This is a genomic window from Streptomyces sp. NPDC048197 (assembly GCF_043202395.1).
In the GTDB taxonomy this organism is placed as follows: Bacteria; Actinomycetota; Actinomycetes; order Streptomycetales; family Streptomycetaceae; genus Streptomyces; species Streptomyces siderophoricus.
In genome coordinates, this window is sequence record NZ_JBIDAJ010000013.1 from 98,563 (window position 1) to 125,239 (window position 26,677).

Consider the following 26,677-nt stretch of genomic DNA (forward strand, 5'->3'; position numbering starts at 1 on the left):
CCACGGGCGCGGGCGCGTCCGCGGTGCCGTACGAGAACCACCGGAACCGGCGGCGGGGCCACCTCAAAAACCCTCACCAGCCCGGCCGTCGGCTCCGGCACCCCAACGAGGGCGGCACCTGTGCGGAGGTGCCGCCCTCGGTCGTGCGGCGGTGCGGGCCCGCAGCCGCCCTCAGGCGATCTGCCGGGCGGGGGTGGCGTCGCCGCGCCGCTGGTTGAGGCGGGCGGCGAGGAGCGGCAGGAGTTCCTCCCCCTGGGCGACGGAGCCGAACACCGGGAAAACCTTGGTGAGACCGCTCACCCGCAGGGCCTTCAGGAAACTGGGGTCAGGGGCGACGATGCCCACCATGCCGCCGTGGGCCCGGGTCCGCTTCAGGGCGCCGACCAGCACGCCGGTTCCGGTGCTGTCGAGGAAATCCACCCCGCTCACCTCGATGAGCAGCTGGTAGTGCCCGTCGTTGACGAGCTCCACGAGGGCCTCCCGCAACCGCGGGGCCGTATAGACGTCGAACTCGCCGACGACCGTGAGCACGGTCATCACCTCGGAGAGGTGCTCGTGGGTGATCTCCACCAAGCTGCACCGGTTCACGTTCGGCTCCATGCGTCCCCGCGTCCTTCCGCTCGGCGCGATCCCGTGCTCAGCGTACGCCGCCTATGCCCTGCCCCGCGCGGCCAACGACCGTGTCCAGACGATCAGTTGGCGGACGATGCGGTCGGCGCGGCGGCTGCCGTCCGGCAGGAACGGCAGCACCACGAGAGCCGGCACGCTGGCCAGCGTGACCAGCAGGAGGGGAAGGACGAGGAGGGCCGCGGTCAGCGCCCGGAACAGGGCGTTGGCCGTACCTCGCGGGATGAGGGTGGCGAAGGGATTCAACTCTGCCTCCGAAGTGAGGGTGATGCGTCGTCCGCTGGACGCGTTGTCGTCGTGGGGATCAGGATGGCGGCGGGCGGGAGGCCGCCGACGGGTGGCGACGGGATGCGGCGGGGAGCGGGGGAACAGCGATGGGAAGCGATGAGAACCGCGCTCCGGGGCGCCGGCCACGGCCGCTGGCCCCGCCGCGGCTGCCGCCGGGCGCGCTACGGGAGTTCAAGCGCTTCCTGTACCGCCTCTACCTCGCGGCCGGCACCCCTTCCCTGGAGGCGATCGTGGAGGCGATCGGCCAGGACGACGGCCTGCCCGGCTCGCCCTTGAAGGACACCGTCAACCGGATCCTGGGCGGCGCGAAACTGCCCGGTCTGCACGACGCGGAGTCGGTCGCCGCGGTGCTGGCCCGGTCGGGCGGGGCCGAGGACCCGGAGCACGTGGTCGTACGGACCAAACAGCTGTGGATCGCGGCCCAGGAAAACCCTGGCCCGCCCCCGCGCACCGCCGAGGACTGGGGCGCCTTCGCGCTCGGGGTGCACCGTGCGGTCGCCGTCGACGGCAGCGGCGTCGACGATCTCACCCCGTACATCGCGCGCAAACACGACGAGCTGCTCCGCGACCGGCTGCGGCACGCGGCCGAGGGCCGGCAGTCCGTCCTGGCCCTCTTGGTCGGACAGTCCTCGACCGGAAAGTCGCGGGCCGCCTTCGAGGCCGTTCGGAGCGAACTGTCCACCTGGCCGGTGCTGGTGCCGCGGGGCGCGCACGAGCTCGTCGAGTGGGTGGCGACGGACTCCGTCGACGCGCGCACCGTCGTCTGGCTGGGCGAGGCACAGCGGCATCTGACCGAGCCCGCCGGGGAGGAGGCGGCCCGTGCCCTCGCGGAACTCCTCGCCCGGGTCACACCGGTGGCGGTGATCGGCACGATGTGGCCCGAGTACGCCCGGAAGGTGGCCTCGCGCGCGCTGGAGACGGCCGACCGGTACGCCCATGCGCGCGCCCTCCTGGAGACGTACCGGGCCGAGATCCACGTCCCGGACGGTCTGGGGGACGGCCTCGGGCAGGCCCGGAAGATCGCCGTCCGGGACCCCCGGATGCGGGCGGCGGTCGCGGCGGCGCAGTGGTCCGGCGACGGCGCTCGGGCCCGGGTCATCCAGCAACTGACCGGCGGGCCCGAGCTGGTGCGGCGGTACGGGACCGGGCCCGGCAACGCCTTCTCGGAGATCGAGCACGCGGTCGTCACGGCCGCCGTCGACGCCCGCCGCCTCGGTCACGGCAGCGCACTGCCGGGCGAACTGCTCGCCGAGGCCGTGGCCGGCTACCTGCCGACCACCGCCCGCGTCACGCACGACAACGGCTGGTTCGCCACCGCCCTGCGCAGTCTGTGCGCCCAGGAGACCGGCTCGCTGTCCGCCCTGGTGCCGGACCGGGTCGCGCCGGGCCTCGGCGCGGCGGACGGCTACCACCCCGCCGACTACCTGGACCAGAGCATCCGGCTGCGGCGCGCGCACCTGGCCCCGCCCGAGCAGCTGTGGGAGGCCGCGGCGGCCCATGCCCGCACCGTCGACGACCTGTACGCGATGGGGCAGGCGGCGCAGGACCGCCGCCGCCACGACCATGCCGTACGGCTGTACCGGTGCGCCGTGGAGCGGGGCGGCGATGTGGCGCGTCCGGCGCTCGCGCAGCTCCTGGAGGAGGCCGGCGACCGGGCGGGTGCGGAGACGGCCGCGGCGGACAGCGCGCGTGCCTGGGCCGTGCTGGGTGCCGTACGCGAGAACGGCGGGGACAAGGACGGTGCCTGTCACGCCTACGCGCGGGCGGCCGGCGCGGGGGAGCGGCAGGCATGGTCGGCCCTGGTCCGGCTCCGGGAAGCGGCCGGCGGCCGGGAGGACGCCGACGAGACCGCTGCCCGGGCGGCGGAGGCGGGCTGCACCCGGGCGTGGCTGACGCTCGCCCGGCTGCGGGACCACGCCGGGGACACCGCGGGCGCCGGTGCGGCGTACGCCCGGGCGGCCCGCGCGGGCGACCCCTGGGGGCTGCTCGGGCAGGCCCGGCTGGCCGAACGCGCGGGCGACGGCGCCGCGGCGGAGACGGCCTACGGCGAGGCCGGCGCCGCCGGTGTCACCACGGCCCACGTCCATCTGGTGCGGCTGCGCTGGGCCGGCGGGGACGAGGCGGGGGCGGAGCGGGCGGCCGCGCAGGCCGGCGAGCGCCGGGACGCCGAGGGCTGGTGCGTACTGGCCCGGCTCCGCCGGGAGCGGGGCGACACCGAGGGGGCGACGCGGGCCTGGGGGCGGGCGGTCGCCGCCGGGTCGGTCACCGCGCAGGCCCAACTGGCCCGGCTCTGCGAGGAGAACGGCGACCGCGCGGGTGCCGAGCGCGCCGCCCGCAAGGCCGCCTGGCAGGGCGACGCGGAGGCCTGGGTGGCGCTCGCCCGGCTGCGGGCGGAGGCGGGCGATCCGGCGGCGGACCTGGCGGCCGAAGCGGCCGCCGCCGCGGGAGACACCGACGCCTGCACGATGCTCGCGCGGCTCAGGGAGGCGGCGGGCGACCGGCCGGGCGCCGAACGCGCCGCGGACGCCGCCGCCGAGACCGGGGATCCGGAAGCCTGGGCCGCGCTCTCCCGCATCCGTGAGCGGGCCGGCGACCGGGTGGCTTCGGAGGCGGCGGTGGCCAAGGCCAGGGAGGCCGGCGCGACCGGGGCGTGGACCGCCCTGGGCCGGGTACGCGAGCAGGGCGGCGACCTCGAAGGCGCCGAACGGGCCTATCTCACGGCGACCGCCCTGGGAGATGTGGATGCCTGGGGTGCGCTCGCCCAACTCACGGAGGAAAAGGGTGACGTGCGACGCGCGGCGGAGCTCTACGGCACGGCGGTGGACGCCGGGGACACGGAGGCGTGGGAGGGGCTGCTGCGGACCCGGGGATGAGCCGGTGATCCACCCGGACCGCCCTGGTGCGGCCCCGACGGGCAACCGGACGAGGGCGGCACCTGTGCGGAGGTGCCGCCCTCGCTTTCTCCGGACTCCCCCCTCGGGAGCTGCCGCCACCCCGGTCGGCGCGGGAAGGCGGCCTTCGACGGGGCTGCCGAGCGGACGGTTCCTTGCCCATCACCCCCCACGGGATCGAGCAATCCGGGCCGTTCGTGCCGCCGTCGAATTGAGTACAAGCATTCCTCGCGCCCCCCGGGTGGGGCGAGGACTTTCAAGTCTGGCCAAAAGGGCATGGTGACCGCGCGTGTTGGCGTGCATACTCAGGCGTGCCGGGGGCCGACGGAAGAAACCAAGGGTGGGGGTTCGGTGTTACGCGTCCATTTCAGTGGACTCGATCTGGCCCGTGTGCGCATTGCGGCACGCCCGGACGCGCTGTGGGAGACCGTCTTGAGCTTTCACCGGCTGCGTGACCGACGGGACGATTCGGCGTTCGGCAAATGGCGATCGGAAACACGGGGAAAGTTGAATGGCGAAGCGCGTCTGCTGGCGCCGCTGGTGCCCACGCGCGGCTATTTCCCGGATTTCCTGACGCCCGCCGAAGGGCTCCTCGGGCTGTCCGACGCGCTCGCCGCGCTGCGCGAGACACCGGCCGAGCGGCTGCACACCGAGCTGTCCCGGCTCTCCGCCGCCGCCCGTCCGCTCCCGTCGTGGATCCGGGCGATGGCCGACGGCGAGACCCGCGCGCTCGGCCGCCTCGCCACCATCCTGCAGGGCTACTACGAGGCGGCCGTCGCTCCGCACTGGCCGCGCATCCAGGGCCGCATCGAGGCCGACCGGGCCGCCCGGGGCCGGGCACTGCTCGACGGCGGCGCGGACCGGCTGCTCGCCTCGCTGCCGCCGATGATGCGCTGGCGCCCACCCGTCCTGGAGGCCGACTATCCCGTCGACCGCGATCTCCATCTCAACGGCCGCGGTCTGCTCCTGCTGCCCTCGTACTTCTGCCGCCGCACCCCGGTGACCTTCCACAACCCGGACCTGACGCCCGTCCTGGTCTACCCGGTGGAGCACCAGACGCCGAGGCTCACCCCGCACGTACCGCCCGAGCGGTGTCTCGGCCGGCTCGTCGGCAAGACCCGCTCGGCGATACTGCACGGCGTCGGCGTCGGCTGCACCACCAGCGAACTCGCCCGCCGGGCCGACGTTTCGCTGGCCTCCGCCAGCCAGCACGCCACCGTCCTGCGCGACGCCGGCCTGCTGACCACGCTCCGGCAGGGCAACGCGGTGCTGCACACCCTCACCCCGCTGGGCGCGGCCCTGCTGCGCGGCGCCCGGCCGGCGGAGGACGCGGCGTACGAGCGGCTGGCGTGAGTCCGGGACCGTGTACGGGCGGTCGCGGTGCGGCCGGGGCTCCGGACGTGCGGTGGACGTGCCGAGCGGACCGCGTACGCCCGACAAGGACCGGCACCCTCCGGCGACCTGCGGACGCGGGCTACGCCGTCAGTACGGGCGATCCCCCGCGATGGCGACCCGTTCGGCGACCCGGCGCCCGGTCCCGTAGTCGTTCACGGCATAGTGCTGGGTGGCACGGTTGTCCCAGAAGGCGACGTCGCCCGCCTGCCAGCGCCACCGCACCTGGAACTCCGGCACATGCGCCTGCTGGAACAAAAGCCGCAGCATCCGATCGCTCTCCGCCTCCGCCCAGCCCGCGATCCGGGTGGTGAAGGAGGCGTTGACGAACAGCGTCCGCCGCCCGGTCTCCGGGTGGCGGCGCACCACCGGATGCTCGACGGGCGGGAACTCCTCCTGGAATGGCGCCAGTTGGGCCGGGGAGTAGAAGCGGGCGAAGCCCGGGAGATAGTCGTGCACCGCCCGCGCCCCGTCGATGCGGGCCCTGATTTCCGACGGCAAATTGTCGTACGCCGCGGCCATATCGGCCCACAGGGTGTCTCCTCCGGAGGCCGGTACCTCACGAAGCTGCAACACCGCACCGAGCGCCGGACGTTCCCGGAACGTGACGTCCGCGTGCCATACGTTCTCGAACGTAGGAACCGCGCCGGCCGCCTTGTCGAACCGCACCACCTCCTTCGTATCCCCCTGCGCCAGGAGCGGATTGGTCTCCAACTCCCCCCAATTCACGGCGAATTCACGTTGTGACTCGGAAGTCAGGTGTTGCCCGCGGAAGAACAGCACCTTCCACTCCAGCAGCGCCCGGTTCAGCTCCCCCCACAGCGGTGCGGTCAGCGGCCGGGACAGGTCCAGCCCACGGATCTCGGCCCCGAGGACGGCCCCCTGCGGTACGACCTCGAAGCGCTCGTAGGGCCGGTCGGTCCATCCGTCAGGCGTACGACGCAGCATCCGCGAGCCTTCGTAGAGACCGTCGGCGGGGATGCGGTGGGGGCGGAGGGGAGAGGGGGAGGAGAGGGGGGAGGGGCGGGAGAGGGAAGAGTGGCCGGGGGGTGTCATGGGGGCCTCCTTGGAGCGTGGGTGAGGAAAGCAGGGGCGGGGCGCAGGGAAGGGGGGCAGGGGCGGGGCGCAACCGCACGGCGTGGGGGAGAGCGGGAGCCGGAAGGCCGAGCCACGGCGCGGACCGGGACCGTACGGCTCGGGTCGCGGATACCGCGGGTGGCGGACGCCGCGGGTCGTGGACGCCGAAGGCGGCGGTACGGCTGCCTCAGGTGGCGTACGACCGCCTCAGCGGCGGGACGACTCAGGCCGTACGGGGACAACAGGCCGGGGGAGATCCCACCCGGCCGCGGCGGCGCACGAAGCTCAGGCCGCGGGGCGCGCACTCACCGTGGGGGCCGCAGTCGCGCGGCGCCACCGGACGGGGCTTCGGGTGCGTGCTCATGCCACGCACCGTACCCCGTACGCCGGCGACCCATGCCGTCCTCAGTCATCGATGCCGCTGCGCTCCACCCCCGCGACGATGTACCGCTGGAGCAGCAGGAAGACGACCACCAGCGGCACGATCGACACCGCCGCCGCCACGAACAGCTCGTGCAGATTGAGGTTCTGGGCAGTGGTGAACGTGGACAGCGCCACCTGCACCGTCCACGCCTCTTGGTCCTGCCCGATCACCAGCGGCCACAGGAACGCGTTCCAGGCGCCGATGAAGACGATCGTGCCGACCGCGGCGAACACCGGACGGGAGTTGGGGACGACGATGCGCCAGTACGTCCGCCAGTGGCCGAGCCCGTCGACGCGCGCCGCATCCTCCAGTTCCCGGGGGAAGCCCAGGAAGTACTGGCGGAAGATGAAGCAGGCGAAGGCGCTGAACAGCGTCGGGATGATCAGTCCGCGCAGGGTCGAGATCCATCCCAGTGTCGACACCAGCACGAAGCTCGGCACGAAGGTCACGGCCGCCGGCACCATCAGCGTCCCGAGGATCGCGTAGAAGACGGCATTGGCGTGCCGGTACGGAATCCGCGCCAGCCCGTAGCCCGCGAGCGAGGCCAGGACGACCGTACCGACCGTCGTCGACACCGCGATCAGCGTGGAGTTGAGCAGGGCCCGCCCCAGCGGAAGGTTCGGGTCGCGGAAGACCTCGGTCAGGTTCGTCCACCGCAGGTCGTGCGGGAAGAACGTCCACTCGGGCGAGGTGATGTCCTGCTCGCTCGCCAGCCCGTTCCGCACCAGCAGGTAGAACGGGACCAGGAACAGCAGCGCCAGCGCCACCAGCAGCACCACCCGCAGCGCCCGCCCGGCCTTCGTCAGCGCGTCCCGCGTCAGTGGATCTTTCGTGGAGTTCTTCATGAGGTGCTTCGCGGGGTCCCTCGTGGGGTTCCTCGTGAGGTTCTTCGTGGGGTTACGCATCCCCCTCAGTCCTCCCCCTTGCGCCCCAGGCCGAACCAGCGGGCCTGCAGCACCGTCGCCACCGCGATGATCAGCGCCAGGATCACCGCGCCGGCGCTGCCCAGCCCGAGATTCTGGTCCTGCCCCAGCGCCGTGTAATAGAGATAGACCAGCGGCGGCCGGGCGTACGGCGGGTAACCACGGGCATCGCTCAGCAGGTTGTAGAACTCGTCAAAGGCCTGGAACGCATTGATCACCAACAGCAGCACCACGGCCACGGACGTGGCGCGCAATTGCGGAAAGGTGATGTGCCGGAACGTCTGCCAGCCGGGCCGCGCCCCGTCCACCGCCGCCGCCTCGTACAACTGCGGGGAAATCCGCTGCAGCCCGGCCAGGAACAGGATCATGTAGAACCCGGCCTGCAGCCACAGCCGTACGGTCACGATGACCAGCCAATACCAGGGCGGATCCGTGGTCGACAACCAGGCGATCTCCTCGCCGCCTCCTAGCCACCCGAGCACGGTATTCGCCAGCCCGAACCGCACCCCGTTGAAAATCGACAGCTTCCAGATCACCGCCGCGACGACGTACGAGCACGCCGTCGGCAGGAAGAACACCGACCGGAAGAATGCCTGGGCTATCCGCAGCCGGTTGACCATCAGCGCCAGCCCCAGCGACAGCGCATACGTCGCCGGCACGATGAACGCGGTGAACACCACGAACGTCCCCAGGCTGCCCAGGAACGCATCGTCCCCCAGCATCGCGCCGTAATTGCCCAGCCCGACGAAATCCGAACCGCTCGGACTCACCGTGTTGTGCGCATCGAAGAAGCTGAGATAAACGCTCCACGCCAACGGCACGTACGTGAACAACCCGAGCCCGACGACGAACGGCCCGACGAACACCCAGAACCACAGATTGCGCCGCTGCGGGCCGAGGATGCGCCCTGCGCCCACCGTCCGGCCCCTCACTTCCTCTTGGCCCGCTGCAGCTCGGCGTTGACCTTCCGCACCACGCCCTTCAGCTCACTCTCCGGGTTGGCGCCGTCCTTGATGATCCGGCTCAACGCGTCCTGGTAGGCCGTACGGTCCGCCGACGTCCACAACAGCGGCTCCGCACAGCCGTGCTCGGTCGCGAACCGCACCGCGTCCGCGGCCGCTCCCTCCTGCAGCTGCTTGGCCTTCTTCGCCAGCGAGATCCGCGCCGGGATGTGGAATCCGTACGACAACGCGAAATCCTGCTGGAAATCCGTCCGCTCCACCCACAGCCACTTGGCGAACGCCTTCGCCTCCGCCTTCTTCTTGCTGCGCGCACTGACCGCGGACCCATAAGCACCCACCGGAACGGACGGCTTACCCCCGGAGCCGTCCTTCGGAAAGGGCAACACCCCGAAATCGTCCCCCAACGCCTTCTTGATCTGCGGCAGCGCCCACAAACCGGACCACTGCATCGCGGTCAGCCCCTGAATGAAGGCGGACGGATCCGACCAGTCCGTGGGCGCCCCGAGCAGAAGCGACTTATCTGCGTACAACTGCCGGATCTTCCCCAGCACCCGCGCCGCAGCCGGATCGTCGAAGCCGACCTTCCCGTCCTCACCGATCAGACTCAATCCGGCAGCGAAGAGCGGCGTGCCGCTCAGCACCCCCACCCCGCCGTCATTCCCCAGGAAAAGCCCCTTGGACTTCTTCGTCGTGAGCTTCCCGGCCGCGTCCACCAACTCATCGACCGACGCCGGAGGTTCCACCCCCGCCGCCTTCAGCGCACTCTTCCGGTAATAGAGCATCTGCATGTCGATGACCTGCGGAATGCCCCAGACCTTTTCCTGCCAGATCTTCGGCGCCAGCACCGCCTGGTTGAAATCGTCCTTCACCGGCTCGACCTCGGCCGTCAGATCGACGACCTGTCCGCCCTGGATCTGGTCCAGCAGGGGCCCGTTGGCCTCGAACACATCCGGCCCCGAGTCCGTGAGCAACGCGGCCGCCGTCTGCCGGTCGTAATCCCCCGGCCGCCACTGCACACTGACGTGAGCCTTCCGGTACGCCGCCGCATACCGCTTCACGGCCTGCTCGGTGCCCGGCTCCCCGTACTGGTGGTACCACTGACTGAGCCCCGCCCCGGAACTCCCGTCCCCACGCCCGGTGTTGGACCCGCACGCCGTCGCCAACGCCGCCGTCAGCGCGACCCCGCCCCCGGCCGCCAGCACTCTCCGCCGCTCGATCCCCGCCATGACCTGCTGCCCCCTGTCGTCGTCACCGCCGTCGCCCTACCACCGGTGATCGTGGATCACCGCACCGTGCGACCGTCCACTCTGCCGCACGACCGTGACACCCGCATTGCTTCTCCACGAACCGGCCGGATGGCCGAGCAGGAGGCCGAAAGGCCCCGCCCGTGCCTACCTACCTGGCTTGATGTCGGTCAGCGCCCCCACAGCCGCCTCCACCGCCGCTTCCCACACATACGGATACCCCTCCACATACATCTCCTGAGCAAGCCCCGGCCCCACCGCAACATCCGGTATCGACACCCTGACCCCCCTCCCCTCCAGCGCGAGGTGGTACGTCACCCACGAGTCACCGCTCGCATCCGCATCGCTGTTAACGTCCTCTTCCCCCAACCGCAGCCCTCTCCCCACAAGTTCGGCCACCAGCCGGTCCCGATTCGCCCAGATCGTGCGCCGCGCCGCATCGAACGCCGAGAGCTCATCCACCAGATCACCCCAGGCATACGCGACCCCGTTGTGCACAACCTCCCAACTGCCGCCCTTCTCCCCACCCTTCACGACCTCAAGTGGCACCCCAGGCATCACGATGTCCCCCTCATACCCCGGCGGACACTCGAAGGAGAACTGAAGACAGTCAGGCCACTCGTCATCCGCCTCCCCGTCCTCCAGCCCCGCCCACGGCTCGTCACACCCACGCTCCACGAGCTCGGCCACCAGCGCCGCCATATTCGCCCGCGCACATGCCGCGACCTGGTCCTCATCGGCGAGGATGGCCCCTACGTCACACCCCTCGCGGCAAACGTCGTCACTCTCAGTCATCGTCATGCACCCATTCTGACCCGGACCACTGACAACGGGAGTGGACTCCGTGATGACGTCACACGGCCCGGCGACGACATCACATGGCCCTGTGCCGATGTCGCACGGCCCTCACTCGTTGTGGAAGAAGTAGGACCAGGCGGGCGCCTCGGCTCCCGTGCTGTCGACGGCTGATTGTGCGATCGCCACGTACTGGGGCAGCAGGACGGTTTCGAGGTCATTGTGGACTATCTGCTTGGTACGCAGGCCGGTGACCCAGAGGCCGACCATGGTGAGGAAGTCCTCGACACCGCACGCGGCGGGGAGGGCCGCGAGGTGATCCTCGTCAGGTTCGGTCGGGATGCGGAGGACGTGCCCGGTGGGGCCGTCCACGACGAGCTCACCGCCCATCCAAAAGCCGATCTGGAAGAACGGCCCGGTCTCGTCCACGGGCGGGACGTCGTCGGGCCAAAAGACCTCGTCCATGACCTCGAAGCGATAGTCCCCGTACGGATAGAGGCCCATACCGCCCTCCCGCATATCGGGCAGGCCGAATTCGAGCAGGGTGCGGCGGGCCGCTTCGTCCGTGAGGCCCTCGGGAAGTTCCTCTTTCTCCAGTTCGAAGACTTCCTCATCTCCATACAGCTCGATGAGGTCCTTCGGGCTGGGCGGAGGGGCGTCCAGCGGCACAGTGGGGCCAACCGTGGCATAGGGGCCGGACAGGGGCTGGTCATTGCCGGACCCGAAACCGGAGAACTCCTCTCCCGGCCCCGGCTCGATCGCGAAGAGTCCACCCGAGCCGCCGAGTACCACCAGATCACCGACCGGCAGCGGCGGGCTTTCCAACAAGCTGGGGTGCGGTCCGCGACCTGCGGGGACGCCGGTGTGCAGATCGTGGAACGTCAGGGGCCCGGGCCGTCCGTCGGCATCGTTCGACGACTCGGGGTGGGCTCGGAGCGACGGCCATGAGAGGTCGCCCAGATGCCCTTCGGGAATGTCGTCTCCCTGCCAGGGGCCGGCGAGCAACGCGCCGGTCTCGGCATCCCAGATCGCGACGTCCGGCTGCTTGCGTTCACAGAGACCGGCAATGGCCCGACGGCCGTTCCACCGAACCTCGGCAATCCCGGTCACCGACATCGTCCGCGTGTAACTCACGTGATAGCCACCGGGCGGCCGCCACCGTGTCCACGTGGTCTTCCACGGAAGCCGGACCCCCGACTCGGCGACTGCGGAGGCAAATGCGGTGTCCTCCCGGGCAGTGGCCATGAGGTGCATAAGGGCCGCCCATTCCGACTGCCGGGTCGGCACCACTCCGTACGCCCAGAGGTGAATGCCGTCAGCGGCGGCGGAATTGCCCGGCACGCTCCCGCCGGACGCGCAGCACGCCGTATCCATCAAGCTGGTTTGAGGAATGTTGGCGACCAACTCGCCGCGGCGGAGCAGCTCTTCCCACGCATCTGCCTGTACCGCGTGAGCAGCGAGGCCCATTGCCGCGTACCGGCCTTCGGCGCCGGCTCGGGCCCACCCTTCTGCATGCCGGAATTCGTGAGAGACGCGCCGCAGCCAATCGAAGAGGTGCCGATTGACCCGCGCGACCTCTGCGGGGGCTGCCTCCTTCCGCAGTCTCTCCGCCACGCCCTCATCGAGAAAGAACACGCCGTTCCGGCCTTCCTGGATGACATCGGGGCGCTCAATCACCAGCTGGGCGAGCGCCGCTCCGGAAACCGGTTCACCGGTCAGCGCACGCGCCAACTCGGCCCAGACACGGATCGGCACTTCGCGCGGCTCGGCCAGGGCCAGCGCCCGCAAGAGAGGGGATTCCAACCGCTCCGTTGCCGCGTGTGCCGCGTTCTCCGGGAGTCGAAGGACAACAGGGGCCCGGTGGGGAAGCCCATGCGGAGTGGTATGAGCCAGCACAGTCACATTGCCACTGGCCATCGCCAACCCCGCCAGCGCTCTGGAAAACAAGCGTTCGGGCTCGTACGAGCGCCGGGTCCGCCCCGCTCTGTGCGCGTTGGCGATGAGTACCAGGCGCGCCTCGGTGATCTGCCGCAAGGAACTTCGCCAACGGCTCCTGCTCCCCGGCGACAGATCCACTCCGAGAGCGAGCAGGACCTTTTCCTGTATCTCCTCCGCGGTGAGCCCCTGCGCGTCGACGAGCAGACTTCCCTCAACGCGCTGATGGACCTCCCACACAACCGAGGTACCGCCCGCATCAAATGGATCGATCAGAAATGCCGACCGACTACCAGGGCGATGCTCCCGCCACCAGTTTTCGATGAGGGCGACGGACTCGGGGCCGGGATGTGCGGTCAAGGGTTGGGGTGGTGGCGCTTGCGGTAGAGGGCGATTGCTGACTTCGGGGGGAAGTTGGGGACGAAGGTCAGTGCACCATCGGTCTTGGAGATCACGAGGTGACTGCCGCCGAAGGAGCGTGGTTCGGTGGGTGGGAATGTGGCGTAGATGAGGAAGCCGATGTCGAATTCCTCGACGTGCAGGGTTGCCAGGGTGCCATCGTGGCAACGGGGCTTGAAGCTTGTGCTGGCGATTTCCAGTGCTTCTGCGGGAGTTGCGGGAATCTGGCGTGCCGATTCCGACGACGGATCGGTCTCCGGCATGGGTTCTTACTCCTCGTGGGGTTGGGTCGGGCTAAGGGGTGCTGGTACGCGACAAGGGGTGTGGGACGCGAGGACGCGTCGGCGCGTTTCAGGGATTGTGGAAGGCGTAGGCCCAGGCGGGGGCTTCGGCTCCGGTCGGGTCGATGCGCCGGTGGGCGGTGAGGACGTGGTGGGGCAGGAGGTACGCCTCGTCGTCCCCGTCGATCAGTCCCTTGGTGAGGTGGCCGGTGACCCACAGCGCAACCATGGTCAGGAAGTTCTCCAGGGTCTGTGCTGCCGGCAGGGCCGCGAGGTGTTCCTCGTCCGGTTTGGTGGGGATGCGCAGCACGTGGCCGGTGGGTCCGTCGATGACGAGTGGGCCGCCCATCCAGAATCCGATCTGGAAGAACGGTCCGGATTCCGCTGCGGGGGCGATGTCCGAAGGCCAGGGGATCTCGTCGAAGATGGCCATGCGGTGATCGCCGAGCGGGTAGATGCCCATGCCGTTTTCATCGCTCATCGCGGGCAGGCCGAATTCGATGAGGGTGCGGCGCGTTGCTTCGTCCGTCAGCCCGTCGGGCAGCGTGTGTTCCGGGAAGGGGTGGATGTGGTGCGCGCCGTAGATCTCGGCCAGGTCCGCGGGACTGGGCGGAGGAGCGTCGACGGGAGTGACCGCGGAGGTGAGGTCGTAGCTTCCCGTGAAGGGCTCTTGGTTGGCGTAATTGGGGAGGGAGAAGGGTTCTTCCTCCGGGGTCTCTGTTTCTGCGGGCTCGATGGCGAAGAGACCGCCTGAACCACCGAGAATCACCTGATTCCCGATGGTGACGGCTGGGCTGCCCAGAAGGAGGTCATGAATGCAGTCCTCTTCGGACAGCGCCTCCTCAAGATCTTCGACGGATTCCGGGCCGGGAAGGTCATTCTCTGCGGCGGAGGGCCAGGACAGGTTGCCGCGGTGCTCTTCGGGGATGTCTTCGTTCCAGGGGCCGGAGAGGTGTTCACCGGTGGCCGCGTCCCAGATGTCCGCACGTGCCGACTCGGTGTACAGGCCGGCGACGGCGGGACGGCCCTGCCACCGCACTTCGGCCAGACCATCGATACGACCTGGTTCGAGATAGCTCCAGTGGCAGCCGCCCGGTGGACGCCACTGCGTCCACTTCGTTTTCCAGGGCAGGCGCACACCGGATGCGGCTACCGCGGCGGCGAAGGCGTGATCGCCACGGGCAGTGGCCATCAGATGCAGCCACGCCGCCCATTCCTGCTGGCGGGAGGGGACCACACCGTACGACCAGAGGTAGAGCGCGGCACCGGCGGCGGAATTCCCGGGAATATCGCCGGGGAATGCGCAGCGAGCGGCGTCCATCAGTGTTGTCTGCGGAATATTGGCCAGCGCGCCCCCGTCCCGAAGGAGCTCCGCGAAAAGGCCCTGCGGATCCTCCTCGCCGGAGGCTTCACCGGCGGCGACGTCGGCCTGCGCGGCGTGCATGGCGAGGCCCATGGCGGCATAGCGCCCCTCCGGACCGGACTTCGCCCACCCTTCGGTGTGATGGAAATCCGCGGAGTTCCGCAGCAGCCATGCGGTCATGTGCCGGTCGACGCGGCTTTCTTCTTCGTCCGTGGCAACCCGGCGCAACGCCTCCGCCAGTTCTTCGTCGGCGAACGCCACACCATGCTCTCCGGACACCAGGTGGTCGGAGAATTCCTCCAACAGGTCACGGAGAACCGGCTCGGCGGCCGGCTCCGGGCCCAGCGCCGCGGTGAGTTCGGCCCATACGCGCATCGGCACGACGCGCGGACGGGCCAGCGCCAGCGCGCGGAGCGGCACCGGCCAGTCAGCCTCGTCGACACCCTGTCCCTGCTCGGGTCCCTGCAGGTGGAAGACCGTCTTGGGTCGGCGCGGCAGCCTGTCCGAGGGGTGGTGGAGGACCACCGCCAACTGGAATCTGCTCAGCGTCCTGGCGGCCCGGGACAGCAGCTCATCCGGTTCGGAGGAACCCCGGGTACTGCCCGCCTGATGGGCGTTCGCGACAAGGACGAGCCGACCCGCGTTCTGCCGCCTGAGTGCCGTACGCCACCGGGACCGCTTGCCCGGTGAAAGGTCGACACCGAGCAGCCGCAGCACCTCGGAGAAGACTTCCTCGGTGGTGCGACCGGCGGCGTCCACAAGGACGCTGCCTTCGGTCTGCCGGTGGATGTCCTCCAGGACGGCAACACCGGCAGTTCGGGAGGCGGCGACGAGATGGGCCCATTTATCCCCGGGGCGCCAGTCGCGCCACCAGGCAGTGAGGGAGGCAGCTGTCATTTGTGGCGAGGTGTGGTCAGGTGCCCGGTCGTGCTCCGTCACACTGTCCCTTCTGCTGGTGGTTTCGGGCACATCTCATCACGGGCCTTCGGTGCGGAGGCGCGCGATCGGCTGATCCGACGACGAAGTCCTCGCTCCGCTTTCGACTTGCGTTGATTCTTGTAGAGGAGGCTGATTTCGGCGACGTTGGGGAGGACGTCAATACGATCCGAGATCGTCCAGATCGCCTTCGAATACCTCGTCCCAGTGATCACCGGTCTCTGTGGCCGGGTCGATCTCTTCGGCCCATTCCCGGAGGCTCCACCGAGCGTCCAGCGCTTCAGCGACGGTGGGAAGCCAACTGGTTCGGTACTCGCAGTACAGCCGCAGGAGTGTGAAGAACTGCTGCAGGCTGCTGGCCAAGAGGACCGAGGAGTATCCGCTCTCCGTATCCTGGAGGACCGACCCACTCGGCCCGTCCAGGACCACGGCTCCCCCCATCCAGGATCCGATCCGGTAGAAGGGGCCTTCCCTCTCCGGTTCCGGCCCGTCTTCGGGCCACTCGAATTCCTGGAGCCCCTCCTCATCCAAGGCAAGCGTGGAGAAAAACGGGATCTGTCCCGTGAGGTGCGGAATGCCGACGACGGTCAGGAACTCTCGGGCCGAGGTGTGGAGGCCGTGAGGCAGTTGATGCTCGGGAAGGGTTCGACAACTTTCGCTGCCGAACGTCTTCTCCAGCCACGGCCGCGAAGGGGCACCATCGGAGAGCGCCTCCTCGGGGCACCGCCATGTGGCGGACTTCGTCAATGACCCCAATAGTGGACCACCACTCCACCGGCCAGTCGCAGGATCAGTCACGGCCGCTACGTCCAAGGTGTACAGGCCGCCCTGGCCACCGACCACCCAGCGCCCTGGCCCGGCAGGCTTGATGGCCCGGTAATTGCCAGGGGTTCGTGGCGGTGGCAGCGCGGCATCGTCCTGGAACTCCGGCAACTCGGGCGGTTCCTGGTTGTAAGGAATCCGCACGACGGACTCGGCGTCCACTTCAACGCCGTCGTCAAGGGTGAAAGAGCGCTCCACGTATTGCTCGTTCAGCGGCCCGCCCATGTCGTCGTACTGAACGACCCTGCGCATCACGGCCACCGGTGCTCCGCTCCGGCGTTGAACGCGCACCTGGTCGACGCGTCCTACCTCCCCCTCGACCGGGCCGAATACGCCATACGGCCGTTGACGCGACCAGAGAGTGCGCCAGGGCATTCCGGCATTCGCACGTACGAGCCCCTCCGCGACATCCTGTTGTCCGCGGTTGACTGCGGCCCAATGCAGCCATGAGACCCACTCGCCATGTGAGACCGGATCGACTCGCTGTGTCTCCAGGTAATGAATGTCCGTGGCCAGGGTCCCTTGCGGCACTCCATTAGGCCAGGCTGCTGCGATACCTTGCAGCAGCCCATAGCGTTCGACGCCGGCAAGTATTACGCCATTACTCAACAGCTCCTCAATGATGCCACCAAGGGCCGCATGTAGCGGCACGGTCTGAGCGGCGTATCGAGCGAGCGCGGAGGGGCGATCATGCGAGGTGAGAAGGTGGAAGAGGCGCTGATGATCCGAGGCGGAGAGGCCGGCCGCGGCGCGGGCGGCCCAGCGTGTGGCCTGCGAAGTGAAGGCGACGCATTCGGCGTTTGCTTCGTCGCCTTCAGTATCCGGGTACGCAGAGAGGTGCTCACGGTATTGAGCGATGAGCGAGTGCAAGTCTCCTTCGGAGGTGGGGAAGTCCAGCGCATTGCACAGCGCGGCCCAGGCAGAGGGGGAAACCTTGGAAGTTTCGGCCGCAGCAAGAATTTGAACGGCACGCTCACATACGACCGGAGGGGCATCCTGTCGGGTAATGCTGCCATCCGTTCCAGCGCCGCCCCCGACCAGCACCTCGGGAAGGTGCCGGCGATGAGGAATGCGCAAACGCTCGCTATCGCCCTCCATCACGATCCGTAGGCACCGACGGTCGTCCTCCCCCAAGCGTTCGGCAACCCTGCGCAGAACGCGCTCGGGCTCCGTCGATGTGGTCGTGGGCCCTGCCCACTGGGCGTTCGCCAGCACTACGACGGCGTCGCGGCTGATGAGCCCCTGCGCATCCCAGAGGCTCGGTCGCCGCTTGTGCGCATCCTCCGGCGTCACGCCCAGGCCGACGAGCACGCGCGCTGCCACTTCCTCAGCGGTCAGATGAAGGCAGTCGACGAACACTCCGCCGGACAGCCGTCGGCAGAGCGCTTCCAGCAACTGTCCCGCACCCGATCCGGTGGCGTCGCGCAAGACCACCACACCACCTTGCCGCCGCGGCTCGTCGAGCCAGATGTCCAGCTCTGCGAGGGTTACGGGAGGTGATTCCACGTTCTGCTCTCCGATCGATCTCAGGGTGCCATTTGGGGCGCCGCTCCCGCCACCACTCGCCGATCAGGTCGACGGCTTCGGGAAGCGAGGAGCTTCGGGGGGCGTCTTCGTGATACGTCATGGCGTGCCCACTGTCCCGTCGATCTGCCGTTGCACCATCTGAGTTCTGGTCAGTGGCCAGAGGTCACCTACCACCTTTCGCCAGGTGACTCCTTCAGACGGCGAGGCATGAAATGTCCCCAATGCCCCAGGAGTATGGGCATCCAGCGGCCCTGCTGCCCGCCAACCTGGCTTCGGTTTCTCGGCGGATGGCCTTGGGCAGCAGACTTCCTGGGTCCGTTGCGTGAAGACCAGTGACGAATTTCTGCCGGCGCCGGGGATGGTCTGCCTTTGAGTATCTGCGGGGCGCGCTGTTAGGCGGCGAAATCGGCTGGTAGTCGACGTCCCGAGGCGTTGGTTAGGGTTCCCGCTATGAACGATGACATCCAGAGGCTTACCCACCAGCTCTGCGCGGATGATCCTGACGAAAGGGACGCGGCCGAACAGGCATTGTGCGCGCTTGGCGCTCGTGCGGTGCATGGCCTGTTGCCCCTGTTGAGCGATCCGGCGGGGCCTGGTCGCCTTCGGGCACAGAACTGCCTTGAAACGATCGGGGCCGAGGCTGTCTCTGTCCTTCAGGGGATTCGGCGGGAGGGTCCAGGCGGGCTGCGGCGCCCCGCGCTGGAGGCCCTGGCCGACCTGACTGGTGGGGAGGGTCTGTCGGAACGCGACCTCAAGGCCGTGGACAGACTGGTGCGCATCAAGCTCATCGACGAGCAACCTGACGACCTGCCAACGGGGCGCTGGCTCGCTGTGCACAACGCGCAAATCCAAGACATCGTGGCGGCCTTGGGTCTTCGCGATGCCCGTCCCGCGACCGTCGCCATGGGAATTTGTGCTGCTGTGGAATGTGAGAACTCCATTGAGTTCCAGGACGCTGATGGGCATGCGGAGCAAGCCTACCGGGTGTTCATCACCCCTAGTTTTGACGGTTGGCGTCTCATTTATGGTGATGACTTCATCAACGACCATTGGGGAAACGCCGTAGAGAATCTGAGCGCACGATGTGGAGAGGCTCACTTCTACCTGGTAGATGACTTTGACGGCGCCAACGTGTGGTGGGTTTCCCAGAACGGCTCGGATCGCCGAGGGTATCGAACGTATGGCGATCCTGAATGGGTGGGCGAACCCATGGATTTCGAGCGCTCGCTGATGGTGGACGAGGATGACCCTCTCTATGATCCTGACGAGCACGCTGACTATGCCGAGGGCGTCACTGACCCGGAAAACGTGGCGTCTTGGATCTCGATTCCCCCCACCACGGTCGGTATCGCCGAGAAGGTGGACCACGGTTGGCTTGCCGTGACGAACGGTGAAGTACCGCACGAACGGTTCAAGGGCGCGCTGCACATCTGACTCGACGTCAGGGGGTCGAGCCGGCCTCTTGAGTCCGGGACCAGGAGGTAAACGTTGAACCCGGACTCAAGAGGCGCCGCGCAGGTTAGCTGACCAGCTGTGGGTAGACCTTGTGCCAGGTCTCTTCCAGCGCGTCGACATGCCGTTCCATTTCCCGCACGATCGCGTGTTCCTTTTCGGTTCGCTCGTCTTCCTTCAGTTTCTTGTAGTCGCTGTCAATGACCTTCTTGAGCTTTTCTCGGGCGCCGGCGGCGTCTGCAGCGGAAAGCTCCGCCAAGTGCTTCGCCGTTCGACCCGAGTTCTCGCCGTATCGTTCGGTGACCCGTCGGGTGACTTCCGCTCTCACTTCGGAGTCCGAGAGGGAGGGGATCGCCTTGACTACGGCACGCTTCTGGACATCGAGCGCCTTGCGGGCAGCAACGCCTTCGGGGTCGGTCCGGTAAGTCGTGCTGTAGTAGATCGGAATTCCCTTGAGGTGCTTCTTGAGCTCCTGGGAGCACTTGGCGTGCCCCTGCCCCTGACCGCAAGGCTCGCGTTCGGTGTACAGGCTCTGCGCTGTGTACGACTTCCCGGTGGGTAGGCCCTCGTTGCTCCGCTTCAACCATTCGATCAGGTGCTTCTCTGAATGGCGACCCGAGACGTACTTCTCGCCTGTCGGGACCGACGAGTCGACCACGAATGTGGTCTCCCCGTCAGGCCCCTTGACTTCCAGTACGGCGTAGTTTCGATCTGTGAAGTCAGGGCCGTGCTTCCAGATGTCGTTCGTCTGGGCTTCGTCGGCCTCCGGAATGTCTGACAGGTATTTGTCTCCGGAAGCCTTGTGCCCCTTCACGCCCAGTGATCCGTCGGCATTTTTGGCGGCGCTGTCCCGGGTTCCTGGAGCCGGCGCCGGCTTGCCTTCTCCGAGGTACGGCTTTTCGATAGGTCGGGGGTTGTTGCCGACGCCGTGCTGTTCATGGAAGGCGAGGCTCAGACGCGCCATCGAAGAAATCACGGCCATTTGTTCGCCGTGTTCCATCGTGCCGAAGCCCGGCAGATACTTGATCAGGTCATCTTTGTTGAACCTAAGGGGGTCATTTCCGGCGTCCTGCTCAGACGGATTGGCATCGCCTGCGGCAGTGCGCAGTGCACGCGCCAGACTTCCGTCGTCCGCCCACTGATTGAGGTGGTCATGGACGTTGTCCAGGCGGACCCTGTGTACGGCCTGCTGCGCCCGGAGTGCCTGCTGCAGTGCGTCCGGCTCCAGCCCGTATTCCTTCGACTTCTCACCCTCGCGTGCGAAGACGGACTTCTCACCCGTCTCCTGCGCCGAGGTGTCACTGTCGCCACGATCATGAGGATGGCTGTACTGCTGCGAGGTCGAAGACGTCTCGTCGACGTCCATCGAATCGGAATCGAGCTTCGGTTTCTTGGCGTCGTGACCGTCGTCCCCGTCGATGTCCATGTCGTCGGGGTGCTTGTGTTTGCTTCCGCCGCCGGCGGGTTCGGCGGCGGGGCGGCGCGGAGGCTTGGGGCGCGTGTCGCCGGAGCGGTGATCGTTCGGGGTGGGTGTGGGGGTGGTGGGGCGGCGGTTGGCGTTGAGGGGGATGGCGTGGACGCCGTTGGTGCCGTCGTGGAGGGGTTTGTTGCTGGTTTTGCCGGTCTGGGCGTCGACGTAGGTGATTTTGCCGTTGTGGTTGACGACGTTCCAGGCGTGGGCGCGGCCGTTGTTGTCCTGGGTGACGATGACGGCTTGGGAGCCGTGGCCGTTGTTGCGCAGGTCGTTTTCGAGGCGGTGGAAGGCGTCGGGGCCGTTTCCGTAGTCGTGGAAGGGGGCGCCGAGGGTGTTTTCGATGCGGTCGCGGCCGTTGGTTTCGCCGCGGTCGGAGGGGGTGCCGTCGGGGTGGGTGTCGGGGGTGCGGTGGGCGGCGGCGGTGGGGTTGCCGGCGTAGGTGTCGGCGGTGGCGAGGGCGGCGTCGACGCAGTTGTTGTTGCGGCCGGGTGCGTCGGGGCCGGGGTGGTTGATGGTGCCGACCCAGTTGGTGTCGTGGGGGTCGGGGTGGCGTTGGGGGTCGCCGTTGTCGTCCTTGGGGATGGCGTTCTCGACGTGCTGTTGGTGCTCGTCGGTGGGGCCGTCCAGTCCGCCGGGGCGCTCGCGGTTACGGGTGTCGGAGGCGGGAGGGGGATCGTCGTGTGAGCGGTCGTGGTCGCCCTGGTCGCTGGGGTCGCCCTGCTCGGTGTGGTGACGCGTCTCCGAGTGGTCGGCCTGGTCAGTCTTGTGGGAATCGTGGGACTGATCGGCAGGCGCGTGGTCCCGGTCCTGGGAGTTCTCCTCCGAGGTGGGGGAGTGGTCGGCGGCCTCGGGACGTTCTGCGTCCTGGGGACGCTGGGCGTCGTTGGGGCGGTCGGAATCCGGCGTGGGCGAAGCGCCGGCGGCGGTGTTGGGGGCGCCTGCCGGGTGTTGCGGGTTCTGGAAGTTCTGCGGCTGGGGGTAGTGCGGTGCCTGCTGCTGGTACGGGTTGGGCTGCTGCTGGGCGTACGGCTGCTGGTGGGGTTGCTGCGCGTACGGGTTCGGCTGCTGCTGGTGTTGGGGCTGGGCGTACGGGTTCTGCTGCGGGTGCTGCTGGTACGGCCCAGGCTGGTGCTGCGGGGCCGGCTGCTGAGCGTAGGGGCTCTGCTGCTGGTACGGGCCAGGCTGCTGTTGGTGCGGCTGCGGCTGGGCGTACGGATTCGGCTGCGCGTGGTGGGGCTGCGGCTGGGCGTACGGGTTCGGTTGCTGCTGGGGCTGCTGGGTGTACGGGTTGGACTGCTGCTGTGGCTGTTGCTGGGCGTACGGGTGCTGCTGGTACGGGCCGGGCTGCTGCTGGTGCGGCTGCTGCTGCGCATACGGGCCGGGCTGCTGAGCCTGAGGGGTCGGCTGCTGCTGGTTGGGCTGGTTGTACGGGCCAGGCTGCTGCTGTTGCTGCTGGTGGGGCTGCTGGGCGTACGGGTTGGGCTGCTGAGGCTGCGGCTGGGGGTGCTGCGGCTGCTGTTGCTGCAGGTTTGGGTGTTGCTGCGGCTGCGGCTGCGGCTGCGGCTGTGCCTGCTGTTGGGGGTGGGGTTGCTGCTGAGGCTGAGGCTGAGGCTGTTGGGGCTGAGGATGCTGGGTGTGAGGGTTGGGTTGCTGCGGCTGCTGCTGGGGCTGGGGCTGGGGTTGTTGGTTCTGCGGCTGCGGCTGCTGGGTTTGTGGCTGTTGGTGGTGTGGTTGCTGGTTCTGGGGGTTTTGGGTTTGGTGGGTGGTGGGGTCGAAGGGCTGGCGGTTGGCGTCGAGGACGAGGTGCCAGACGCCTTCGGCGCCGGTGTTGATGGGCTGGTGGCTGACCTCGCCGGTCTGGCTGTCGACCCAGACGACCTTGCCGTCGTGGTTGACGGCGTTGAAGACGTGGGCGCCGCCGCCGGAACCATCGGGGTTCTTCGGCCAGGTCACGAGGACCGCGGCGGCCGCGCCGGGGCCGGCCTGGCGGAGCTCGTCGGCTATTCGGTCGTAGCCGTCCTTGGAGTTCGGGCCCGAGTTGCGGAACTTCGCGCCCGTGTACTCCTCGATGTTGCGGGTGCCCTCACGCTCACCTGAAGCCCGGTCGATGCCGCCCTTACCGTCCGGGTCGTACGTACGGACCGCGGACACCTGCGGGTTGCCGTACCAGGACTCCATGAAGGAGCGGGTGCAGTCGGCGCAGTTGTTGGACCGGCCGAGAACGCTGGGGCCACCGTCGTTCTGGAGCTGGGCCCACGGCTGGAACGGGTCGTTGAACGCGCGCGGGGTCCCGTCCGGGTTCCGCGGGAAGTTCGCCTCCAGGGCCTGCTGGTCGTGGGGGAACGGCGAGTACAGGCCGCTGGGCTGGTGGTTGAGGCCGACCCGCACGTCGGTGTGGCTGCGGAGGTTCGTGGGCTGGGGGATCGGCGGCTGGTGCTGTTGCTGTGTGGGCTGTTGTGGCGGAGCGGTGGGCTGGGCCTGGTTCTGGTGGGGGGACTGCTGCTGGTGGGGAGCCGGGGTCGGCTGTTGGTGGACGAACGGCTGTTGCTGTTGCTGTTGCTGCTGCTGGGGGTGGGGTTGCTGCGGCTGCGGCTGCGGCTGCTGCTGGTTCTGGGGATGAGGCTGGTTTTGCGGGGTTTGTTGCTGGGGCTGCTGCTGTTGCTGGTTTGGCTGCTGGGCCTGGGACTGGGGCTGCTGCTGTTGCGGGTTCGGCTGCTGCTGGGGCTGCTGGTGGGGGGTGTTGGGGGCGGGGGCAGCGGGGGACTGGGCGCCGGGGGTGGTCGGGGCCTGCGCGGGGGCGTCGGTCCGGGGGCGGTCCGAGCGGTTGGGGGCAGGCTGCTGCTGGCCGTCCTGCGGGCGTGACGAGTCCGGCCGGGCGGTGTCCGGGCGTGTGGCCTCCGGACGCGAGGCGTCGGGACGTGACGTCTCTGGGCGCGCCGAGTCGGGACGGGTGGTGTCCGGGCGTGAGGCGTCGGGGCGCGACGCGTCGGGTCGTGATGCGTCGGGACGTGACGTCTCCGGGCGTGACGAGTCCGGGCGGGTGGCGTCAGGCCGGGGGGCGTCGGGGCGAGTACCTTCCGGGCGGGTGTTGTCCGGGCGGGGGGTGTCGTTGCGGGGGGTGGTGGGGGCGCCCGGGGTTTCGGGGCGGGTGGGGTCGTCGCGGCGGGGGCCGTCCAGGCGGGGGTTGTGCGGGGGGCGCTCGGGGCTGGGCTGCTGGGTGTGGTCCTGGACGATCTGGGAGCCGTCGGGGCGGCGGTTGGTGCCGGGCGGCGTGGCGGGGGCGTCCTGGCGGGGGCCGTCCAGACGGCTGTCGTGCGGGGGTGGCGTCTGGTCGCGGCGGGGGCCGTCGAGGCGGGGGTTGTAGGCGGGGCGGTCCGGGGTGGGCCGCTGGGTGTGGTCCTGGATCGCCTGGGAACCGTCGGGGCGACGGTTGGTGGGGCGTGCGGAAGCGTTTCCGTTGCTGGGGGAGTTGGCCTGCGCCTGGTTGGCGGAGGGGGCGCCCGTGCGGGGCGGGGTGGCGCTGGACGGGGTGCCGGTGGCGGTGGCGCGGGGCGGGGTGCCGGCCGTCGGAGCACCGCCCTGATGCGGGACTGCGCCCATCATCATCGGGCCGCTGGCCTGGGGGGAGTTGGGCTGGGCCTGGGGTGTGGTGGGGCTGCTGGGGGCCGAGTTGGTGGGGTCGGCGGTGTGCTGGGTGGGCGGGGGGAGGGTGGCGGTGCCTGCGGACTGGGTGGTGACGGTGGTGTCGTCGCTGCCGTCCACGGTCGGCATGGGGTCGCCGGGGGCCGGGTCGCGCTGCTGGATGGGCTGGCCGGACGGCGCGTGCTGGACCGGGGCGCCCTGCGGGGTGCTGAGGTGCGGCACGGAGGGGCGGCCGCCGGCGCCGGTGCTGGAGTTGTCGCCGTTGGTGGGGTTGGTGCCGGTGGCGTCGTGGGAGGCAGCGCCGGTGTGGGAGTCGGGGGTGTTGTCGCCGTACGAGGGCGGGTTGCCGGCCACCGCGTCGGTGGCCGGGGACGCCGGGGTGGGCTGGGTGCTGACGCCGTCGCTGTCCGGGCGGATTGCCTCGGGTGTGGTGTCCCGGGCGGGCTGGGTGCTGATGCCGTCGGTGTCGGGGCGGGCCGCGTCCGGGGTGTTGTCGTGCGTGGGTTGGGTGGTGATGCCGTCGGTGTCCGGGCGCGCGAAGTCGGGTGTGGTGTCCCGGGTGGGGTGAGTGCTGACGCCGTCCGTGTCGGGGCGGGCGGACTCTGGGGTGTTGTCGTGCGTGGGCTGGGTGCTGACGCCGTCGGTGTCCGGGCGGGACGAATCCGGGCGGGCCGCGTCCGGGGTGTTGTCGTGCGTCGGCTGGGTGCTGACGCCGTCCGTGTCCGGGCGGGAGGTGTCCGGGCCGCCGTCGGGGGTGTGGGAGGGGGACGAGCCGTGGGAGCTGCTGTCGTTGCCGCCTGTGTAGCCCTCGTCGAAGGGGGAGCGCTGGTCCGGGGGCGGCAGCGGCTGGGACGGGGGGACGTCGTGCCTGGGCTGCGAGCCGTTCGGGGAGGAGTCGGAGCCGTCGGAGGGCTGGGAGTTACCGGAGTTACCGGAGTTACCGGAGTGAGTGGAGTGAGTGGAGTTGCCCGTGCCACCGGAATTGTCGCCGTCGCCGGAGTTGGCGGAGTTGCCGGAGCTGTTGTCGGAGGTCGGGGTGGTGTCCGACGGGCGGGGGGTGTGGCTGCCGCCGCCATCGCCGGGGCGGTTGCCGTCCGAGCCGTTGGAGGAGGAGTTGCTGCCGGAACCCGCGCCGGAGCTGGTGCCGGCACCGCCATCGCTGGAGCCGCCGTCGTGCGACCCGCCGGAACCCGACCCCGACCCAGAACCCGACCCAGAACCCGACCCCGACCCGGAGCCGGAACCCGACCCGGAGCCACTGCCCGACGACGAGCCGCTGCCAGAGCCGGATCCCGAGCCCGAGCCCGACCCGGAGCCGGACCCGGAACCTGACCCCGAGCCGCTCCCGGAATCGTTGGAGTGGCTGCCGCTGCCGCTATCACTGCCGCTGTCGCTGCTGCCGTGGTCCCCGTCGCCGCCGTGGCTGTTGCCGTGGCCGGCGGCGGAGTCCAGACCGCCGCGGGCGCGGTGGCCGGCGCGGTGGCCGGCACCGTCGCGCAGGCTCTCGCCGAGGCTCTCGCCGGTGTTCTTGATCGCGTCGGTGGCGGCGCTCTGGCCCTCCTTGAGGGTCCGGCCGAGGTTGTAGCCGTTCTGCGCGCCGAAGTTCTGGTTGACGGTCTGGGCGATGATGTCCGAGACCATGGCCTCCAGGGCGGAGATCACCGGCTCCTTGGCGGCCTCCAGGATCGCGTCGAGCAGCTGCTTCGCGACCTCCTTGAGGATCTTGCGGACCATCTCGCGGGTGGCCAGGGTCGCCGCCGCGCCGCCGATTTCCGATAGGCCTAGCGTGAAGGGTGCCGCGGCTTGCGCGGCGATGATTTCGGCCGCCAATATCGCCAATTGGACGATGACGGCGATCTTCATGCCGATGACGAGCGCGGCGGCGGCCTCGAAGGTGAAGGCGATGACCTCGGCCGCCTCACGGGCGTCGCTGAAGTAGCCCGAACCGCCGCCGAACTTGTCCCATGCCTTGCTGAAGCCCTCGATGGAGTCGCCGGCGTTCTGGCTGAGCACGTTCGACGCGGCGGTCGTGCCGGTGGCCTGGTGGCCCTCGACCTCCGAGGCGAACGTACGCCAGACGTTGGCGCACTCGATCAGCTTGTCCTCGTCGGCGGTGGGCCAGTTGAAGCCGAGCATCTCGAGGACCCACTCAAGAGCGTTCGGCAGCATCATGGACAAGGTGGAGCTCCCCCGTGAAATGTGCGCATATCGGCGTGGTGCGGA

14 protein-coding genes and 1 pseudogene are annotated in these 26,677 nt (G+C 69.3%); 3 read left to right on the plus strand and 12 right to left on the minus strand.

Features of this window, described 5'->3' with window-relative positions; genetic code table 11:
• Positions 1-258: 258 nt before the first annotated feature.
• Together ACGF4C_RS19155 and ACGF4C_RS19160 are read right to left on the minus strand one after the other, a co-directional pair.
• A pseudogene (locus tag ACGF4C_RS19155) lies at positions 259-537 on the minus strand (STAS domain-containing protein); the annotation flags it as partial.
• 114 nt (positions 538-651) lie between these two features.
• Positions 652-873, minus strand: a complete 222-nt coding sequence (locus tag ACGF4C_RS19160) for a hypothetical protein (protein WP_393567639.1) — start codon at positions 871-873, stop codon at positions 652-654.
• Positions 874-1,001: 128 nt separating this feature from the next.
• Here ACGF4C_RS19160 and ACGF4C_RS19165 point away from each other — a divergent pair, with 128 nt between their 5' ends.
• Together ACGF4C_RS19165 and ACGF4C_RS19170 are read left to right on the plus strand one after the other, a co-directional pair.
• Complete coding sequence (locus tag ACGF4C_RS19165; RefSeq protein ID WP_393567641.1) at positions 1,002-3,788, plus strand: hypothetical protein; 2,787 nt, start codon at positions 1,002-1,004, stop codon at positions 3,786-3,788.
• Between the two features lie 525 nt (positions 3,789-4,313).
• Positions 4,314-5,159: an ArsR/SmtB family transcription factor gene (locus ACGF4C_RS19170; RefSeq protein ID WP_393567643.1), complete on the plus strand. Its 846-nt coding sequence runs from the start codon at positions 4,314-4,316 to the stop codon at positions 5,157-5,159.
• Positions 5,160-5,288: 129 nt separating this feature from the next.
• Here ACGF4C_RS19170 and ACGF4C_RS19175 read toward each other — a convergent pair whose 3' ends face one another.
• The 9 genes from ACGF4C_RS19175 to ACGF4C_RS19215 all read right to left on the minus strand — a co-directional run bounded on the left by ACGF4C_RS19175 (position 5,289) and on the right by ACGF4C_RS19215 (position 17,865).
• On the minus strand, positions 5,289-6,254 hold the full coding sequence (locus ACGF4C_RS19175; RefSeq protein WP_393567644.1) for a TauD/TfdA dioxygenase family protein: 966 nt from the start codon (positions 6,252-6,254) through the stop codon (positions 5,289-5,291).
• A gap of 426 nt (positions 6,255-6,680) precedes the next feature.
• Positions 6,681-7,544, minus strand: a complete 864-nt coding sequence (locus tag ACGF4C_RS19180; RefSeq protein ID WP_393567646.1) for a carbohydrate ABC transporter permease — start codon at positions 7,542-7,544, stop codon at positions 6,681-6,683.
• A 65-nt stretch (positions 7,545-7,609) separates the two neighbouring features.
• Positions 7,610-8,539 carry a carbohydrate ABC transporter permease gene (locus tag ACGF4C_RS19185; protein WP_393567647.1) on the minus strand — a complete coding sequence of 310 codons (930 nt, stop codon included), beginning with the start codon at positions 8,537-8,539 and terminating at the stop codon, positions 7,610-7,612.
• An 11-nt stretch (positions 8,540-8,550) separates the two neighbouring features.
• Complete coding sequence (locus tag ACGF4C_RS19190; RefSeq protein ID WP_393567649.1) at positions 8,551-9,810, minus strand: ABC transporter substrate-binding protein; 1,260 nt, start codon at positions 9,808-9,810, stop codon at positions 8,551-8,553.
• A gap of 165 nt (positions 9,811-9,975) precedes the next feature.
• Positions 9,976-10,629, minus strand: coding sequence for a hypothetical protein (locus ACGF4C_RS19195; RefSeq protein WP_393567651.1), 654 nt, complete (start codon positions 10,627-10,629; stop codon positions 9,976-9,978).
• Positions 10,630-10,734: 105 nt separating this feature from the next.
• Positions 10,735-12,918, minus strand: a complete 2,184-nt coding sequence (locus tag ACGF4C_RS19200; protein ID WP_393567653.1) for an SUKH-4 family immunity protein — start codon at positions 12,916-12,918, stop codon at positions 10,735-10,737.
• Positions 12,915-13,220, minus strand: coding sequence for a hypothetical protein (locus ACGF4C_RS19205; RefSeq protein WP_393567655.1), 306 nt, complete (start codon positions 13,218-13,220; stop codon positions 12,915-12,917). Before ACGF4C_RS19205 ends, ACGF4C_RS19200 begins: the two co-directional genes overlap by 4 nt.
• Before the next feature lie 88 nt (positions 13,221-13,308).
• Positions 13,309-15,498 carry an SUKH-4 family immunity protein gene (locus ACGF4C_RS19210; protein ID WP_393567657.1) on the minus strand — a complete coding sequence of 730 codons (2,190 nt, stop codon included), beginning with the start codon at positions 15,496-15,498 and terminating at the stop codon, positions 13,309-13,311.
• Positions 15,499-15,696: 198 nt separating this feature from the next.
• Positions 15,697-17,865, minus strand: a complete 2,169-nt coding sequence (locus ACGF4C_RS19215; RefSeq protein ID WP_393567659.1) for an SUKH-4 family immunity protein — start codon at positions 17,863-17,865, stop codon at positions 15,697-15,699.
• A 471-nt stretch (positions 17,866-18,336) separates the two neighbouring features.
• On the opposite strand from ACGF4C_RS19215, the gene ACGF4C_RS19220 reads away from it, so the two are divergent.
• A complete protein-coding gene (locus ACGF4C_RS19220) occupies positions 18,337-19,320 on the plus strand; it encodes a hypothetical protein (RefSeq protein ID WP_393567660.1) in 984 nt (327 codons plus the stop codon).
• Between the two features lie 85 nt (positions 19,321-19,405).
• Here ACGF4C_RS19220 and ACGF4C_RS19225 read toward each other — a convergent pair whose 3' ends face one another.
• Entirely contained in the window at positions 19,406-26,626 is a 7,221-nt protein-coding gene (locus tag ACGF4C_RS19225; protein ID WP_393567759.1) for a toxin glutamine deamidase domain-containing protein, read from the minus strand.
• Positions 26,627-26,677 lie beyond the last annotated feature (51 nt).